Here is a 15,404-nt window from a genome sequence, read left to right on the forward strand (position 1 = left end):
GTCTCCTCGGGGGCCGGAAAGGTCAGTGTGCGGACTGCTCGAGCAGGAACTGCTCGAGCGTCATCGGCTTCGGAAGTTCGGCCGGCGGGACCTGAGAGACACCGACGAAGGGCGACGCCTCGAAGTACCACTTCTCCACCGCCGGGAATCCCCAGCGGACGTTGGTGCTCAGCGATCCCGCGTCCCAGCGCACCGGCTCGACCTCGGTGTCGATCGTCTGGTAGTGGCTGTTGAAGACCTCCACCCGGTGGCCGTCGGGATCGCGGAGGTAGGTGTAGAGCATCCCGCCCGGACCGTGCCGTCCCGGACCCCGCTCCACGCCCTCGCCGTAGCCGAGGATGCCCGCCCAGTCACAGGCGGTGAAGATGTCACGGCTCTCGGAGACGGTGTAGGCGAAGTGGTGCAGGGCGGGGCCGGTGTTCTCCACGATCGCGAGGTCCAGACAGGTGCCCTTGCGGTACATGAACGCACTCAGCAGCTTGTCGCCGTGCGCCAGGTACTCGGAGTTCCGGAAGCCGAGCTCGCCGTAGAACGCGCACAGCTCGTAGGTGTTCGGAGCGAAGGTCTGGAAGTGGTCCAGCCGCTGCGCGTGAGCGCCCTTGTAGTGCTCGAAGTCGATGTGCAGCCGCGGTCGCGTCTCCATGTGCGCGCAGAGTTCGAGCGGCGTGCCGGCGGGGTCGGAGACGTGCAGGGTGCGTCCCTGGTACGGCATGTCGACCCATTCCGCGGGCAGCCCCCGGTCGCGGAACCAGCGGTGGGCGATGTCGAGGTCCTCGTCGAAGAAGACGCGGAAACCGATCCTCCTGCACGAACCGGCGCCCTCTTCGTCCAGTTCCAGCACGAGGCTGTGGTGGCAGGCCTCGGCGAGGCCGCGGAGGTAGCAGGTGCGCTCGTCCTCATCGCTGACGACGAGTCCGAGGGCCTTCACGTAGAAGTTCCGGCTCTCGGCGAGGTCGGCCACGGTGAGACGCACATGGCTGGTTCGGGTGATGTTGAAACTCGGGCGCAGATTGACGGGTGGCAGCATGCTGGTCTCCGTGCTCCGATCGGCTCTGGATTTCGATGACTGTAGTACGCAATATCTCGCGGCCGTTTTACGGCTTGGTCGTGGAAGACGCGGAATCGGCGAATGTGAAGGCGGACCACCCACTGAATTCCGCGGATTTACCGAGGAACTCCTCGATACGCAGAACCTCGTTCCACTTGGCCATTCGCTCGGAGCGCGTGAACGAGCCCACCTTCAGCTGGCCCGCGTCCCATCCGACGCTCAGATGGGCGATGGTGACGTCCTCCGTCTCCCCGGACCGGGCCGAGACGATCGTGCCGAAGCCGGCGTCCTTTCCCGCGCGCAGGGCCTGGAACGCCTCCGTGACGGTGCCGGCCTGGTTCGGCTTGACGAGGACGGCGTTCGCCGCTCCGCTGGTGGCCGCCGCCTCGACCCGCTTGGCGTTCGTGACCAGGTAGTCGTCGCCGATCACCTGGCAGTGCCGGCCGTGCCGCCGGGTGAACTCCACCATGCCCTCGTGGTCGTCCTCACCGACCGGGTCCTCGACGGAGAGGATCGGATACTGCTCGATCCAGCCGCCCAGCATGTCGATCAGCGCCGCGGTGTCCAGCGTGCGGTCGTCCAGGGCCAGCGTGTACCGCCCGTCGCTGCCGAACTGCGAGGCCGCGACGTCCAGCGAGATGCCGACCTGGGTCGAGGGCGCGAAGCCCGCGGTCTCGATGGCGAGGGTCAGTGTCTCCAGCGCTTCCTCGTTGGAGTCGAACGCGGGCCAGAAGCCGCCCTCGTCGGCCACGCCCCGGGCCTTGCCGGCCTTGCGCATCAGGCTTCCGGCCGCCCGGTAGATCTCCGCGGTCCAGTCCAGGGCCTCGGAGAAGCTTCCTGCGGCCGGGCACATCACCATGAAGTCCTGGACGTCGACGCGACGCTCCGCGTGGGCGCCGCCGCCGAAGATCTGGATCTCCGGCAGGGGGATCCGGACCGGCCGCCCGCCCGCCAGGTACTGCCACAGCGGTACGCCGGCCGACGCGGCGGCGGCGTGCAGTACCGCCATGGACGTGGCCACGATCGCGTTGCCGCCGAGACGGCTGCGGTCGGGGGTTCCGTCGAGGTCCACCAGGAGCCGGTCGACGGCCTCCTGATCGGTCGCGTCGCGGTTCAGGAGGGCGGGCGCGATCTCCTGGTTCACCGAGCCGACGGCGCACAGGACGTCGAGCCCGCCGAAGCGGTCGCCGCCGTCGCGCAGGTCGAGCGCTTCACCCTGGCCCGTCGAGGCCCCCGCCGGTGCGATGGCCCGACCGGTCGCGCCGTCCGCGAGGTGGGCTTCGACCTCGACGGTCGGCCGACCGCGTGAGTCCCACACTCTGCGGCCGTAGATCTTGGCGATCCGCGCGTCTGTCATTGCGGTGCAACCTTTCGGAGTTCGGACGATCGGGGTGGGCCGTCCCTCTCATCGCGGGACGGACGCCACCGCCGCCAGGGGCGTGCGGAGTGTCCTCGCGGACGAACGGGCGCGGGCGTGTCCCACGGGGCGGCACCCGGATCGGTGTGGCGGCGCCGCGGGGACGAAGTGTCGTACGGCTCTCTTCGTCGCCGTGGCGGGGCCGGCGAGGGAATACGGGTGCGAAGGGGCGATGGCGAGGGTTGCTCGTCCACGGCGGCTCGAATGCTAACGATAGCGCAATCGTGCGAAGCGTCGGCCGCTCTGTCAAGAGGCAGGTGGCAGTTTGGTCCCGCTGGCCGTCCTTCCGTTCCCGCCCTCTTGGTGTGTGCAGCGGTCAATGCTATCGTTCGCACAATCCAATGCGCTCCGGTAGGGACTCCGGCGGACCCGCGCGCTCCCTGGAAGGACGGACAGCACAGGCAGGCGCGGGTTCGCCGGTCCGGATCGCAGTCCAACGGAAAGCGAGACCGATATGGCACCCGAGCCCTCTGTGGCGCCGATGACCCTCACCACTGTGGTGGCCAGCACTCGCCCAGGACGTGTGGGCCGATCCGTCGCGGACTGGTTCACCGCCCGGGCCGCGGAGTACGACCAGTTCGAGGCGCACACTGTCGACCTGCAGGAACTCGCTCTCCCTTTCTTCGACGAGCCGCATCCGCCGGTCATGCAGCAGTACACGAAGAGCCACACCCGCCGTTGGAGCCGAATCGTGGACGCGTCGGACGCGTTCGTCTTCGTCACCCCGGAATACAACGGCGCCTTCCCCGCCCCGTTGAAGAACGCGTGGGACTACCTGGTCGTGGAGTGGCGGCACAAGCCGGCCGCGTTCGTCAGCTACGGAGGCGTGTCGGCGGGTACCCGTGCGGTGCAGATGGGCAAGCAGGTCGTGGCGAACCTCAGGATGCTGCCGATCGGTCCGACCGTGAGCATCCCGTTCGTCAACGAACTTGTCGAGAGGGGTGCTTTCCGGCCCGGGAAGATACACGAGGCCGCGGCCGAGCAGGTGCTCGACGAACTCGTGCGCACGGCCCGGGTCATGCGCGGGCTGCGCAGCGCAACGTACTGACCTGGCGCCGCAGAACGCAGGCGCCCGGAGCACATCGCTCCGGGCGCCTGCGGTGTCTGCGGGTGAGGTTGCCGATGGGCTCAGCCGGACGTGGACGGAGTCCGTCCGCCGGGGGGCGCCGTGCTGCCGCGCAGGATCAGCGATCCGGGGGAGACCGACGTGTACGGGCCGTCGTTGCTCGGCTTGGTCTTGAGCCGGCGCATCAGCCACAGCGCGCAGCCGGTGGCCATCTCCTGAATCGGCAGACCGATCGTGGTGAGTCCGGGGCCCCACCAGGAAAACCCCGGCTCGTCTCCGAACCCGACCACGGACAGTTCCCCGGGCACCTTCACGCCCTGCTCGGACAACTCCTCCAGGACCCCCAGGGTGAGCTGGATCGATCCCAGGACGAGCGCGCTGGGCGCATCCGTCCCCTCCAGCAGCCGGCGTACCGCCCGGCGCCCGTGGTCCACGGACGACGGCGGCCCCAGCTCCGTGCGCCCGGCATCGTCCGGCAGACCGCCTTCGCGCAGGGCGCTGCGGAAGCCGCGCAGCCGCTCGGCGCCGGTGGGCAGCTCCTCGGGACCGCCCAGATACGCGATGCGGGTGTGGCCGAGTGCCACCAGGTGGGCCGTGGCCTGACGCAGCGCCTCGTGGTCGTCCACGCCGAACCACTGGGAACCGAGCGACGGGTGCCGGCGAAGCAGTTGGAGGTGCGGCACGGCGCGCAGGAGCTTGAGGGACTCGCTGTGGGGGCGGGCGGTCGGCACGATGATGACGCCCGCCACGCGGTTCGCGGACAGCTCCCGCAGATGGCGAAGTTCCACCATCCGGTCGTCGTCGGTCTCCGAGAGCATCAGCTGGAAGCCCTCGGCCTCCATGTTCTTGGACATCTCGTGCGCGATGGTCGAGTAGAAGCTGTTGCGGATGTCCGGGATCACCAGCGCGACCACGTTGCTGGACGCTCCGCGCATCATCCGCGCCGCGCGGTTGCCGACGTACCCCATCTCCGAAGCGGCCCGGCGGACCCGGAACTTGGTCTCCTCGCTGATGCGGGGATCGTCGGCGAGTGCCCGGCCGACCGTCGAGACGGAGATCCCGAGGCGTTCGGCGATGTCCCTGGTCGTGATCACGTAGCGGGCCCCTTCGAGCAGATTGATCCGGTGCCGTCACTTTCCGTATGCCAACGATAGCACTCTCGTTGCGCTCCGTGGCCGGAGAGGCGGGGTGCCGGGTTGATCATGCGCTTTATGCTAACGTTAGCATTGCTGTATGAGTCGTGCAGCCGCCCGTGGCTGCCCAGTTGCGGAGGTTTCCATTGCGGATCGTCAGGTATGCCGTGGGCGGCGTGTGTCACTACGGAGAACTCGACACGGGTGACGTCAGGATCGCCAGATTCGAGGGTGACCCTTTCACCGGGCTGACCCCTGCTCGCCACTTCGACGACGTGGGCGACGTCGTCATTCTCCCGCCACTCGAGAGGCCTCGGATCTTCGGGTTCGCCTACAACTACGCCTCGCACATCGACGAGACCGACCGCGATGTTCCCGAGGTTCCGGTGTGTTTCATGAAACCGAGTACTGCGGTGGTGGGACCGGATGACGCCATCGTGTATCCGGCGGATGGTGAACTCATCCACTTCGAAGGCGAGTTGGTCGTCGTCATCGGAAAGGAAGCCCGCCATGTGAAGCCCTCCGAGGCTCATGAGTACATCCTCGGCTATACGTGCGGCAACGACGTCAGCGACCGCATCGTCCAGCGAAAGGAAAGCAAGTTCGGAACGCTTCTGATCGGCAAGGGCCAGGACAGCTTCGCTCCCCTCGGTCCGGTCATCGCCACCGGACTCGACCCCTCCGGACTGTCGCTGACGACCCGTGTGAACGGCGCCGTCATGCAGTCGGCGAGCACGGCCGACCTGCTGCTTGCCGTTCCCGACATCGTCAGCTACCTCAGCCGCTACCTGACGCTGCTGCCCGGGGACGCGATCATGACCGGCACGCCCTCCGGTGTCGGGCCGATCAGCCCCGGGGACGAGATCGAGGTCGAGATCGAGGGCATCGGTGTCCTGCGCAATCCGGTGGTGGCCGAGAGCGTCTGACGTCGAACGCCCACTGGGCGCAGCCCACCGGGGCCTGCCCACCGCCCGGCGGTGGGCAGGCCCCGGTGGCATGTCGACGGCCCTGCTGGGGCCTGTCCGGGCGGATCATGTCGCGCACGCGGGGCCCGGTGCGTGCACCAGGCCCCGCTCACCTGCGCTGATCAGATGACGTCGATTCTCTGCGACTTTGTCCGCCTGCAGGCCCTAGCGGTCCGCGTTGTTGAACCGCGAGGGGCGAACGAAGCTCAGGGCGATGACGCCCATCAGCGGCAGGAGCGTGACCTGCAGGAGCCCCGCCCGGTCCCAGCCGAAGGAGTCCACCAGGGCGGCGAAGAGTAGGCCCGAGAAGGCCGCCGTTCCGTAGTAGCTGGTGACGAAGAGACCGGAAGCGCGTCCGATCTGCCCCGGACGGACAGCCCGCTGAATCGCGCTGTTGGTGTTGGGGTAGATGAAGCCCAGGCCGAAGGCGCCCATGAAGAAGGCGAACACGCACTGCAGCCCGACTCCGGCCTGCGTCTCGTAGATGCACACGCTGATGGCGGAGACGGCCAGCAGGCTCAGCATCAGCAGATTGCGCTGGTTCACGCGGTCGCCGAGCCAGCCGCCGAAAACGGCCGTCATACCGCCGAAGCCCAGGAGGCTCATGGCCAGTGCGGCCTGCTCGGCGGAGTAGTGCAGCGACGTGATGAGGTACGTCGGGTAGAGGCCGAGGAACCCGTAGATGGCCACACCGCTGATGACCGAGTGGACGGCCAGTGCGATGGTGTTGCGGTTGTAGGCGGAGGCCGGCATGTACTCGTAGGTCTTGGTCGAGAGGATCTTCTCGGCGGAGTGCTCGGTCAGAGCGGTTTTCACGAGGAACAGGGAGGCGGCGGCGATCAGCAGCCCGGCCGTGCCGAACAGGTAGAAGGGCGAGTGCCAAGTGCCGTGAAGGGTCATGAGCCGGACGCCGATGAGCGGGGCGATGAACACGCCGACGGAGTAGCCCAGGCCGATGATGCCGAAGGCCAGGCCGCGACGGTGGGCGAAGAAGGCGCCGATCGCCGCGAAGATGGCAGCGGACTGCATGCCCTCTCCGAAGCCCGAGACGACCCGGTACAGGGTCATGTCGGCGAAACCGGTCGCCAGCGGCGTGGCCATCGTGCCCAGGGAGTAGATCACGATGCTGACCAGCAGCACGGTCTTGCGGCGGAAGCGGTCCAGGAGGTAGCCCGCGGGCAGGCCGGCGATGGCCATGCCGAGGGTGAAGTTCGTGGCCAGGAGTCCGCCCTGCTCCAGGGAGAAGCCGTACTCCTCACGGATGTTGGGCAGCAGCGGAGGGAAGACCTGGCGGTCCATCGCGTTGACCATGTAGGAGAGGACCACCAGCAGGAAGCCCACCCCGATCATGGCCCGGGAAATGGTGGGCCGGCTGCTTTCCTGCGCGTCCCTGACGGGCACGGCACCGGTGTCGACTTGCGCTGCGTGAGTCATAGCGGCTCCTGAGAGGGAATGGGCCGCGGCAGGCCGCGGCGGATCCATCGCCGGTACGGGGTTGTACGGGCGATGACGAGAAGCGGTGGGCTGAACACGGACTCGAGTCGGTGACAGCCATGCTGTCGCCGTCTTATGGAATGCGGGCGGTGGGCTGCTCGCGCGGTCGGACGCCGCATGCGGAATTCAGCCGTATATCGCCCGTCGGGGACGTCCGTGGCTATGGCGTCTTCGACAGCCGGTCCCTGTGCGGACACTTATCGGCCGCACGGTCGGGGGATGGCAGAAACCATGAAGGGAAGTCCCCGGCGCGTCAAGATGTGCGCGGCGGATTTCTTCGGCGGTCCCGGTTTCCCCGCGGTGACAGGGTTCCTCGGCCCTGGTCGGGCCCTGCCGCGGCGCTGCCGGCGGCGCGGGTACGTCGCGCTCTTGACGCGTCGAAGACTCTCAGTGCTATCGTTAGCATCACGTGGCTGTGACAAAGTGATTCGACGTGCCCCGGCATCTTGTGAACCAGTTCCAGGGGCGTACCGTGGCGCCTCCCCCGATCACGAGTCGGCGAGGGCCAGCGAGACCCGACCCGAGCCCAGCGACCCTCTCCACCTCACCCATGGCGGCCGGCGGACCCATCGGACAGGCCGACGGCCGCCGTTTCGGGTGACGACTCAGGCCTGCCGACCGGACGCGACCGGGCGCAACGCCCGGCCGTCCGCTGCGGCCGCACGATTCTGCGAGGACGACCTGCAATGAAACCACCGAGCCGCCCCGGCACCGTGCTCCTCACCGACTACGCCTGGCCCGACGACTCCCTAGAGCGATCGGTCGTCGAGGGGGCGGGCCACACCCTGGTGACCGGCCCCGCGGAGCCCGCCTCAGCCGAGACCATCGAGGAGCTGGTCGCCGAGCACCGGCCCGACGGGATCCTGACCTGCTGGGCGCCCGTCTCCGCCACCGCGATCGGCACCTCTGCCGGCCTGCGCATCGTGGCCAGACTCGGGGTCGGCCTCGACAACATCGCGGTGGACGCCGCCACCGAGCGGGGCGTGTGGGTCACCAACGTGCCGGACTACTGCGTCGAGGAGGTCTCCGACCATGCCGTCGGCATGGTGCTGGCCTGGACGCGGGGCCTGGCGGTGTTCGACCGCGAGGTCCGTGCGGGCCGCTGGGATCCCGCGAGCGCCCGGCTGCGCCGGCTGTCGACGCTGACCTGCGGCGTCGTCGGCTTCGGGCGGATCGGACGGGCCACCGTGCGCAAGCTCGGTGCGTTCGGCTGCCGCATCCTGGCCCACGACCCGCATCCGCCGAAGGACGCCCCCGGGGTGGAGATGGTGGACCTGGAAGAACTGCTGCGCCGTAGCGACGTCGTGATCCTCCACGTGCCGCTCACGCCTGGCACCCACCACATCATCGGCACCGAGCAACTGGGGCTGATGAAGCCGGGCGGCCTGCTGGTCAATGTCAGCAGGGGAGGCCTGGTGGACACCGACGCGGTCGTCAAGGCACTGGACAGCGGGCACCTGGACGCAGCCGCCTTCGACGTACTGGAGAGTGAACCGCACGTCCCCGCCGGACTGTTGGACCAGGCGGGCGCGCTGCTCACCCCGCACGTCGCCTTCTCCTCCGACGCCTCGGTCACGGAACTGCGCCGCCGTGCCGCCGAGGAGGTCGTACGCATCCTGGCGGGCGAGGCGCCTGCCCACGCCTGCAACAGCCCCCGCGGCCTGACCACCGGGCCGGGTGACCGGCGATGAGCCCGACCTCCGCGCAGGTGGGCCCGGACCCTGTACTGGCCGACTTCCTGATCGCCCAAAGGCTCGCCGGGCAGGGCGAGGCCGCACGCTGGACGCCGCTTGCCGGCGGTGTCTCGTCCGACCTGTGGCGGGTGGACCTGCCGGGACGCTCCCTGTGCGTCAAGCGGGCCCTGGCCCGGTTGCGGGTCGCGGCCGACTGGGAGGCGCCGGTGTCCCGCAACGCCTACGAATGGGCGTGGATGCGGTTCGCCTCCCGGCACCGGCCGGACAGCGTGCCGGAACTGCTGGCACACGACACCGAGGCCGGTCTGTTCGCGATGGCGTACCTGCCTCCCGAGCGGTACCCGATGTGGAAGGCCCAACTGTTGCGCGGTGAGGTACGGGTGGCGACGGCTGCGGCCGTCGGAGAGCTGCTCGGCACCCTGCACGCGGCGAGCGCGGGCGACGCCGCCCTCGCCGCGGAGTTCGCCACCGACGACAACTTCCACGCCCTGCGCATCGAGCCGTACCTGCAGGCCACCGCGGCAGCGCACCCCGGTCTGGGTGACAGACTTAAGGGCCTCGCCGACCGTACCGCCACGACCCATCTGGCTCTGGTGCACGGCGATGTCAGCCCCAAGAACATCCTCGTCGGCCCGTCGGGGCCCGTGCTCCTCGACGCCGAGTGCGCCTGGTACGGGGACCCGGCCTTCGACCTCGCCTTCTGCGTCAACCATCTGCTCCTCAAGAGCCTGGTGGTCCCCGGGCGCCGCGCCGATCTCCTGCGGTCCGCGCGGGTGCTGACCGAGGAATACGTCCGGCGCGTCGACTGGGAGCCCCGGCCGGATCTCGAGGCGCGGACCGCATCACTGCTGCCGGCACTGCTGTTGGCGCGCGTGGACGGCAAGTCCCCGGTGGAGTACCTGACGGACGACCGGCACCGGTTGCTCGTACGCACGGTGGCTTCGGCCCTGCTCCGGGCACCCGCCCGCACGGTGGCGGAGGTCCTGGACACCTGGGCCACCGCGATCGAGGCCCCGGCCGAGCCCGGCATCGGCCGGGGCGACTGACCCCAACCGGTTCGACGGGCCCGCCGGGCCCGACCGAGGAGAGACACATGCGAAGAGTCGTCACCGGCCATGACCAGAACGGCAAGTCGGTCGTCGTCAGCGACGGTCCTGTCCCGCGCAGCCGGGAGTTCACCAGCCTCCCGGGCCGGGTCTCCCGCCTGCCGTGGGCCACTGATCCGGGCGAACCGGTCAGCCGGACCGGGGAGGACCCCACCCCCAAGGTCGCCAGCCTGCTGCCGGCGCCGGGCGGCACGAGGTTCATCGTCCTGACCTTCCAGCCGGACAGTGCGTTTGCCGATCCGGCGTTCGACCCCGTCGCCTTCGACCAGGAATCCCGGGCCGACTCGCCCGGCCTCGTGGAGCTCTTCGAGCCGGACGGCATGCACACGACGCCGACCGTCGACTACGGCATCGTGCTGCAGGGCGAGATCGTCCTCGAACTCGACGACGGCCACTGCACCCCGCTGTCGGCAGGAGACATCGTCGTCCAGAACGGCACCCGGCACGGCTGGCGCAACCGCAGCGACCGGCCGGCCACCGTGGCCTTCGTGCTGATCGGTGCGGAGCGCGACTTCTGACGCGGTCTGCCCTCAGCCGGTCCCCGTGATGTGCCGGAAGGCCGTGGCCAGTCTGCCCAGGTCGACGCCTTCGAGCCGGTCGAACAGATGGCGGCGGACGCTGGCGATGTGGGTGGGGTGGGCCTGTTCGAGGCGGGCGAGGCCGGCGTCGGTGAGGACGGCGTTGAAGGAACGGGCGTCCTCGGCCGACTGCTCACGCGAGACCAGGCCGTCCGCCTCCAGCCGGCGGACGGTGCGGCCGAGGGCCGAGGGGGACTGCTGGACCAGTTCGGCCAGGTCGCTCAGGCGCATCGTGCGGTCGGGGGCCTCGGCGAGGAACATCAGCGTGATGTATTCGGCGTGACTGAGCCCCTGAGCCCGGCGCAGGTCCTCGTCGAAGGCGCGCATCAGCGCGGCCATCGCCGGCCGGAGGGCTCTGATGAGGGCTTGTTCCTCGGCGGTGAGCCGGGCGGTCTCGTCTCGGTCGGGCATGTCTCTCACTCTACGGGTTGCTTGCTTGCTTGCGCATGCAAGTTCTATGGTTGCTGGCGCACGCAAGTAATTGCCCATGCGAGAGGCTGGCCATGGCCACCACACACGCGGGCGGCGCCGCCCGGCACCGCGCCCACCACTCCGCCCCGGAACTGCACGCGACCGGCGTGCTCATACTGCTGGCAGGCGCCTTCCTGCCGATCATGGATTTCTTCATCACCAACGTCGCTCTGCCGAGCATCGACAGCTCACTGCACGCCTCGGCGGCCTCCCTGCAGTTGGTGATCGCGGGTTACGGCGTCGCCTACGCGGCCCTGCTGGTCCTGGGCGGCCGGCTCGGGGACCGCTACGGCCGCCACCGTCTCTTCCTCGGGGCGCTCGTCGCCTTCGTCCTCGCCTCGCTGGCCTGCGGCCTCGCGCCGACCGTCGGGGCACTGATCGCGGCCCGGATCGTCCAGGGTGCCGCCGCCGCGCTGCTGGTGCCGCAGGTGCTGGCCACGTTCCACCACACCCTGGAAGGCGAGCGCAAGGCACGTGCCCTGGCCCTGTACGGTGCGACCTCGGGCATCGCCGCGGTCGTCGGTCAGCTGGTGGGCGGACTGCTGGTCAGCGCGGACGTCGCCGGTACCTCCTGGCGGCCGATCTTCCTGGTCAACGTGCCCATCGGGCTGGTGGTCCTGCTGGTCGCCGCCCGTATCGTGCCGGCGACGCGTTCCGCGCATCCCGTCGGCGTCGACCTCTCCGGCACGGTCCTGTTCGCCGCGATGCTGGTGGCACTGCTCGTCCCGTTGACGGAAGGGCACTCGCTCGGATGGCCCTGGTGGACCTGGTGCCTGCTCGCCCTGGCCGTGGTCCTGGGGATCACCACCTACCGGGTGGAGCAGAGCGCCGAGCGGCGTGGTGAGGTTCCACTGCTGCCGCCGTCCCTGCTGCGGCTGGCGTCGATGTCACGTGGCCTGGCCATGGTGCTGGCCTTCAGCATCGGCTTCGGCGCGTTCATGTTCGTCTTCGCTCTGACGGTCCAGAACGGACTGCACACCGACGCCCTCCACGGTGGTCTGGCGATCCTGCCCATGGCTCTGCTCTTCTTCGTCGGCTCCGTGCTCGCGCCGAGGTTGATCACCCGCTTCGGACGCGCCGCGATGTCCGCGGGCGCGGTCGTGCAACTGGCCGGTCTGGTCTGGCTCGTCGCCGTGCTCGTGACGGACTGGCCGCACGTCGGCCTGTGGACGATGGCCGGACCGCTCGCCCTGGCCGGGGCCGGTCAGTCGATGCTGTTCGCCGGGCTGTTCCGCAGCGTCCTCGCCGATGTGCCCGCCCACCTGGGCGGCATCGGCAGCGGTGTGCTGATCACCCTTCAGCAGAGCGGTCTCGCCCTCGGCGTCGCCACGCTCGGCACCCTGTACCTCGGTCTCGCACCGCACGGCATCGCCCACGCCTTCGCCTCGGTCGAGTACGTGCACATGGGCATCGTCGCCCTCCTCGCCGCCGGAGTTGCCGCACTGCCCCGCTTCACTCGGGCCGCCGCAGATATTCCGGTGAACGGCGGCTGAGGCGGGTCGTGCCGGACACCGTGCAGGAGGCGGGCCCTCGGAGGTCAGCCGCGCGGCAAGGAGCGGCCGATCGGCAAGTGGGCCGCTTGCTGCGGTAGTCGGGGGACGGGGCGGTCACACCGCACGCCAGGGGCGGCAGCACACTCCCCACGGACAGCGACGCCGCCCACACCACAGGCGGACCCGAAGTCCCTGCCGGGTGAGCGCCGGCGCGGCCGAGAAAGCCCGCCGGTCCCGCCGCCGATCACGAGCATGCCGGGGCGGGAGGCGTCTGTGGTTTCACGTCTCTTTTCCCCGCGGTCACAGCCACGGAGTCAGGGGTTGGGCGGGGGCGCCGTCCCGGGTCGTCACCCCGGTGTACGGGCGGCCCGCCAGGAACGCAGTGATGTCGGCGGCACTGCCCTGGACGGCGGGAACGCCGTCGCCGCCGCGCTTGCCGACGATGTCGCGGCGGAGCTCGGTGAGGAACTCCTCGGGCAGGTCGGCGAACTGGACGCCGGTGGCGAGGTCGACGGCATGCACCATGACCTCCCTCGTGCGCATCCAGGGGACCTCGCTCGCCGGCACGGTCCTCCCCTGGGCGGTCAGCACTTCCGCCTGCCACTGCTCCTCGGTCAGTTCGGCCATCGCGTAGGCCAGCAGCTGCGCCGACTCCTCGAACCAGGCGGTGAGCCATGCGGCGGGCAGCTGCGCGCCCGACGCGATGTCCGCCAGGCGCTGCTCCGGTGAGCTGTACATCGGGGTGGGCTCACCGGTGCGGGCCCAGTGCACGAGGTTGCGCAGGGCCCGGGCGTTGGCGGCGACGTGGGCCACGAGGTGCCCCCGGGTCCAGCCCGGGAGGAGCGAGGGAGCGCCGTACGACGCTTCGTCGAGGTCCGCGACGGCCTTGCCGCACAGTGCGGTGCCCTCGGCCACCCAGGCCAGCGTCGTCCGCAGGGTTCTCATCACGCACCCTCGGAGACGACGCGGTTCTCCAGGCGGCCCAGGCCCTCGATCTCGGTGACGATGGTGTCGCCCTCCTGCAGGAACACCTGCGGTTCGCGGGCGTGGCCGACGCCGCCGGGGGTGCCGGTGGCGATGATGTCGCCGGGGTTGAGCCGGATCATCGTAGAGACGTAGCGGACCAGGTGAACCGGGTCGAAGAGCAGGTCACCGGTGTTGTCGTGTTGCATGACCTGCCCGTTGACCTCGCAGCGGATGTCGAGGGCGGGGCGCGGGCCGCCGACCTCGTCGGTGGTGACCAGGAACGGTCCGAGCGGGGTGGTGGAGTCCCAGTTCTTGCCCTGCAGCCACTCGCGGGTGCGGAACTGCCAGTCGCGGCAGGTGACGTCGTTGAGGACGGTGAAGCCCGCGATGGCGGCCTCGGCTTCGGCTTCGCTTGCGCGTCGTACCTGTTGGCCGACGACGACGGCGAGTTCGGCTTCCCAGTCGAACTGCTCGGTCTCGACCGGACGTCGGACGTCGTCGAGGGCGCCGACGAGCGTGTCGGCGAACTTGCAGAAGAGGGTGGGGTATTCGGGCAGGTCGCGGCCCATCTCCTTGATGTGCTTCTGGTAGTTCAGGCCGACGCAGACCACCTTGCTGGGGCGGGGGACGAGCGGTGCGAACTCGGCGTCGGCGCCCGCGTGCCGGCGACCGTCGGCCGTGGCCGCTGCGTCGAGACCGCCGGCCGATGCCAGCACGGCACCCACGTCGGGCAGCCCCAGGTCGACAAGGGAGTCGCCCTCGACGCGCACCGCGGTGGTGCGGTTCCCGAGACGGATGGTGGCGAGCTTCACGCGTTCTCCTCGATGTGGGTGCGGAACAGGTTGAGCTTGGTGAACAGGGGGGCGTCGCTGAACTGGAACAGGTCGAGCGCGCCGGAGTCGGAGTCCGACGGCGAGGCCTCGGAGCGGATCGACAGGGGCTGCCAGGACGGCACGACGAACAGGTCGCCGCGCTGGACCGACCAGGAGAAGTCGCCCACGGTCACCCGGCCGCAGCCGTCGAACACCTGGTAGACCGACGAACCCGTCTCCCGGTGCGGAGCGGTCTGCGCACCGCGGACCAGACGGTGGAACTGGGCGCGGATGGTGGGCAGGACGTCGCCTGCGGTGGTGGGGTTGGTGTAGCGCACCAGGGCGTGGCCGGGCCCGACGGTGCCGGGGTGACCGTGGCGTTCCAGCTCCAGCTGGTCGGTGAGCGCGGCGTCGGTGTCCGCCCAGCGGTAGCACAGCAGCGGAGTGCCCTCCGTGCGTTCGAGCTGCGAGACCGGCGCCAGCCCCGGGTGGCCCCACAGCCGCTCGGAGCGCGACCGGTCGGGCGTCGCGTGCTCCTCCTCCGACAGCTCGTCCCGTCCGAAGTCGAAGAACTGCGCCTCGACGTCGTACTGGAAGGGGATGTCCAGGCCGTCGATCCAGGCCATGGGCTCGCCGGCCGGGTTGTGGTGGGCGTGCCAGTTCATCCCGGCCTGCGGCAGGAAGTCACCCCGGCGCATGGGCACCGGATCGCGCTCCACCACCGTCCACACGCCCTCGCCTTCCACGACGAACCGGAACGCGTTCTGGGTGTGCCGGTGCTCGGGGGCGTCCTCGCCGGGCATCAGGTACTGGATGGCGGCCCACAGGGTGGGGGTGGCGTAGGGCCTGCCGCCCAGACTCGGGTTGGCCAGCGCGATGGCGCGCCGCTCGCCGCCGCGGCCGACCGGCACGATGTCGCCGGAGCGGCCGGCCAGCTCGAGCAGCGTCTTCCACTCCCACAGGTGTGGCTGCGCCTTCGACCTGGGGTGCTCGGGCATCAGGTCGCCGATCCGGGTCCACAGCGGCACCAGCAGGGCCTTCTCGAAGCCCCGGTAGAGCTCTTCGAGCTCGGCGGTGACCGGCGGCTGGTCGGGTCGGTCCTCAGCGGTGAGCGAGACGGGGGAGACGACGTTGTCTTGGTCGGTCATGCCGATACCGTGC

Annotated in this window: 14 protein-coding genes; 6 read left to right on the plus strand and 8 right to left on the minus strand. The window is 69.8% G+C overall.

Annotated elements, in window-relative coordinates:
- Positions 1–22: 22 nt before the first annotated feature.
- Together ABZO29_RS39740 and eno are read right to left on the minus strand one after the other, a co-directional pair.
- Positions 23–1,027 (minus strand): VOC family protein, encoded by a 1,005-nt coding sequence (locus tag ABZO29_RS39740; protein WP_367325046.1) that lies wholly within the window; start codon positions 1,025–1,027, stop codon positions 23–25.
- Between the two features lie 67 nt (positions 1,028–1,094).
- On the minus strand, positions 1,095–2,405 hold the full coding sequence (gene eno, locus ABZO29_RS39745; RefSeq protein WP_367325047.1) for a phosphopyruvate hydratase: 1,311 nt from the start codon (positions 2,403–2,405) through the stop codon (positions 1,095–1,097).
- 541 nt (positions 2,406–2,946) lie between these two features.
- Between eno and ABZO29_RS39750 the strand changes: the two genes are divergently transcribed.
- Positions 2,947–3,513, plus strand: a complete 567-nt coding sequence (locus ABZO29_RS39750) for an NADPH-dependent FMN reductase (RefSeq protein ID WP_367325048.1) — start codon at positions 2,947–2,949, stop codon at positions 3,511–3,513.
- Positions 3,514–3,593: 80 nt separating this feature from the next.
- Here ABZO29_RS39750 and ABZO29_RS39755 read toward each other — a convergent pair whose 3' ends face one another.
- Complete coding sequence (locus tag ABZO29_RS39755; protein ID WP_367325049.1) at positions 3,594–4,625, minus strand: LacI family DNA-binding transcriptional regulator; 1,032 nt, start codon at positions 4,623–4,625, stop codon at positions 3,594–3,596.
- Between the two features lie 158 nt (positions 4,626–4,783).
- Between ABZO29_RS39755 and ABZO29_RS39760 the strand changes: the two genes are divergently transcribed.
- On the plus strand, positions 4,784–5,590 hold the full coding sequence (locus ABZO29_RS39760; RefSeq protein WP_367326365.1) for a fumarylacetoacetate hydrolase family protein: 807 nt from the start codon (positions 4,784–4,786) through the stop codon (positions 5,588–5,590).
- A 204-nt stretch (positions 5,591–5,794) separates the two neighbouring features.
- Here the strand turns inward: ABZO29_RS39760 and ABZO29_RS39765 are convergent, their stop codons facing one another.
- Positions 5,795–7,063, minus strand: coding sequence for an MFS transporter (locus tag ABZO29_RS39765; RefSeq protein ID WP_367325050.1), 1,269 nt, complete (start codon positions 7,061–7,063; stop codon positions 5,795–5,797).
- A gap of 746 nt (positions 7,064–7,809) precedes the next feature.
- On the opposite strand from ABZO29_RS39765, the gene ABZO29_RS39770 reads away from it, so the two are divergent.
- The 3 genes from ABZO29_RS39770 to ABZO29_RS39780 are packed head-to-tail and all read left to right on the plus strand — an operon-like array spanning position 7,810 to position 10,441.
- Positions 7,810–8,814, plus strand: coding sequence for a C-terminal binding protein (locus ABZO29_RS39770; RefSeq protein ID WP_367325051.1), 1,005 nt, complete (start codon positions 7,810–7,812; stop codon positions 8,812–8,814).
- Entirely contained in the window at positions 8,811–9,863 is a 1,053-nt protein-coding gene (locus ABZO29_RS39775; RefSeq protein WP_367325052.1) for a phosphotransferase family protein, read from the plus strand. The genes ABZO29_RS39770 and ABZO29_RS39775 overlap by 4 nt, the downstream gene beginning before the upstream one ends.
- A 47-nt stretch (positions 9,864–9,910) precedes the next feature.
- Complete coding sequence (locus ABZO29_RS39780; RefSeq protein ID WP_367325053.1) at positions 9,911–10,441, plus strand: cupin domain-containing protein; 531 nt, start codon at positions 9,911–9,913, stop codon at positions 10,439–10,441.
- Between the two features lie 12 nt (positions 10,442–10,453).
- Here the strand turns inward: ABZO29_RS39780 and ABZO29_RS39785 are convergent, their stop codons facing one another.
- A complete protein-coding gene (locus ABZO29_RS39785) occupies positions 10,454–10,912 on the minus strand; it encodes a MarR family winged helix-turn-helix transcriptional regulator (protein ID WP_367325054.1) in 459 nt (152 codons plus the stop codon).
- 92 nt (positions 10,913–11,004) lie between these two features.
- Between ABZO29_RS39785 and ABZO29_RS39790 the strand changes: the two genes are divergently transcribed.
- A complete protein-coding gene (locus ABZO29_RS39790; RefSeq protein WP_367325055.1) occupies positions 11,005–12,465 on the plus strand; it encodes an MFS transporter in 1,461 nt (486 codons plus the stop codon).
- Positions 12,466–12,765: 300 nt separating this feature from the next.
- Here the strand turns inward: ABZO29_RS39790 and ABZO29_RS39795 are convergent, their stop codons facing one another.
- From ABZO29_RS39795 to ABZO29_RS39805, 3 genes are read right to left on the minus strand one after another with little or no spacing between them, the layout of a single operon-like run.
- Positions 12,766–13,410: a maleylpyruvate isomerase family mycothiol-dependent enzyme gene (locus ABZO29_RS39795; RefSeq protein WP_367325056.1), complete on the minus strand. Its 645-nt coding sequence runs from the start codon at positions 13,408–13,410 to the stop codon at positions 12,766–12,768.
- Positions 13,410–14,243, minus strand: a complete 834-nt coding sequence (locus ABZO29_RS39800; RefSeq protein WP_367325057.1) for a fumarylacetoacetate hydrolase family protein — start codon at positions 14,241–14,243, stop codon at positions 13,410–13,412. Before ABZO29_RS39800 ends, ABZO29_RS39795 begins: the two co-directional genes overlap by 1 nt.
- The gene (locus ABZO29_RS39805) at positions 14,240–15,391 is read right to left on the minus strand and encodes a cupin domain-containing protein (protein ID WP_367325058.1); all 1,152 of its coding nucleotides are present in this window, start codon (positions 15,389–15,391) and stop codon (positions 14,240–14,242) included. Before ABZO29_RS39805 ends, ABZO29_RS39800 begins: the two co-directional genes overlap by 4 nt.
- Between the last annotated feature and the right edge of the window lie 13 nt (positions 15,392–15,404).

The organism is Streptomyces sp. HUAS ZL42 (assembly GCF_040782645.1).
Lineage (GTDB): Bacteria > Actinomycetota > Actinomycetes > Streptomycetales > Streptomycetaceae > Streptomyces.

Bases quoted from the DNA above. Each gene is read 5' to 3' on its own strand.
- ABZO29_RS39740 (WP_367325046.1), bottom strand. From the start codon at position 1,027: ATGCTGCCACCCGTCAATCTGCGCCCGAGTTTCAACATCACCCGAACC.
- eno (WP_367325047.1), bottom strand. From the start codon at position 2,405: ATGACAGACGCGCGGATCGCCAAGATCTACGGCCGCAGAGTGTGGGAC.
- ABZO29_RS39750 (WP_367325048.1), top strand. From the start codon at position 2,947: ATGACCCTCACCACTGTGGTGGCCAGCACTCGCCCAGGACGTGTGGGC.
- ABZO29_RS39765 (WP_367325050.1), bottom strand. From the start codon at position 7,063: ATGACTCACGCAGCGCAAGTCGACACCGGTGCCGTGCCCGTCAGGGAC.
- ABZO29_RS39770 (WP_367325051.1), top strand. From the start codon at position 7,810: ATGAAACCACCGAGCCGCCCCGGCACCGTGCTCCTCACCGACTACGCC.
- ABZO29_RS39775 (WP_367325052.1), top strand. From the start codon at position 8,811: ATGAGCCCGACCTCCGCGCAGGTGGGCCCGGACCCTGTACTGGCCGAC.
- ABZO29_RS39780 (WP_367325053.1), top strand. From the start codon at position 9,911: ATGCGAAGAGTCGTCACCGGCCATGACCAGAACGGCAAGTCGGTCGTC.
- ABZO29_RS39785 (WP_367325054.1), bottom strand. From the start codon at position 10,912: ATGCCCGACCGAGACGAGACCGCCCGGCTCACCGCCGAGGAACAAGCC.
- ABZO29_RS39790 (WP_367325055.1), top strand. From the start codon at position 11,005: ATGGCCACCACACACGCGGGCGGCGCCGCCCGGCACCGCGCCCACCAC.
- ABZO29_RS39795 (WP_367325056.1), bottom strand. From the start codon at position 13,410: ATGAGAACCCTGCGGACGACGCTGGCCTGGGTGGCCGAGGGCACCGCA.
- ABZO29_RS39805 (WP_367325058.1), bottom strand. From the start codon at position 15,391: ATGACCGACCAAGACAACGTCGTCTCCCCCGTCTCGCTCACCGCTGAG.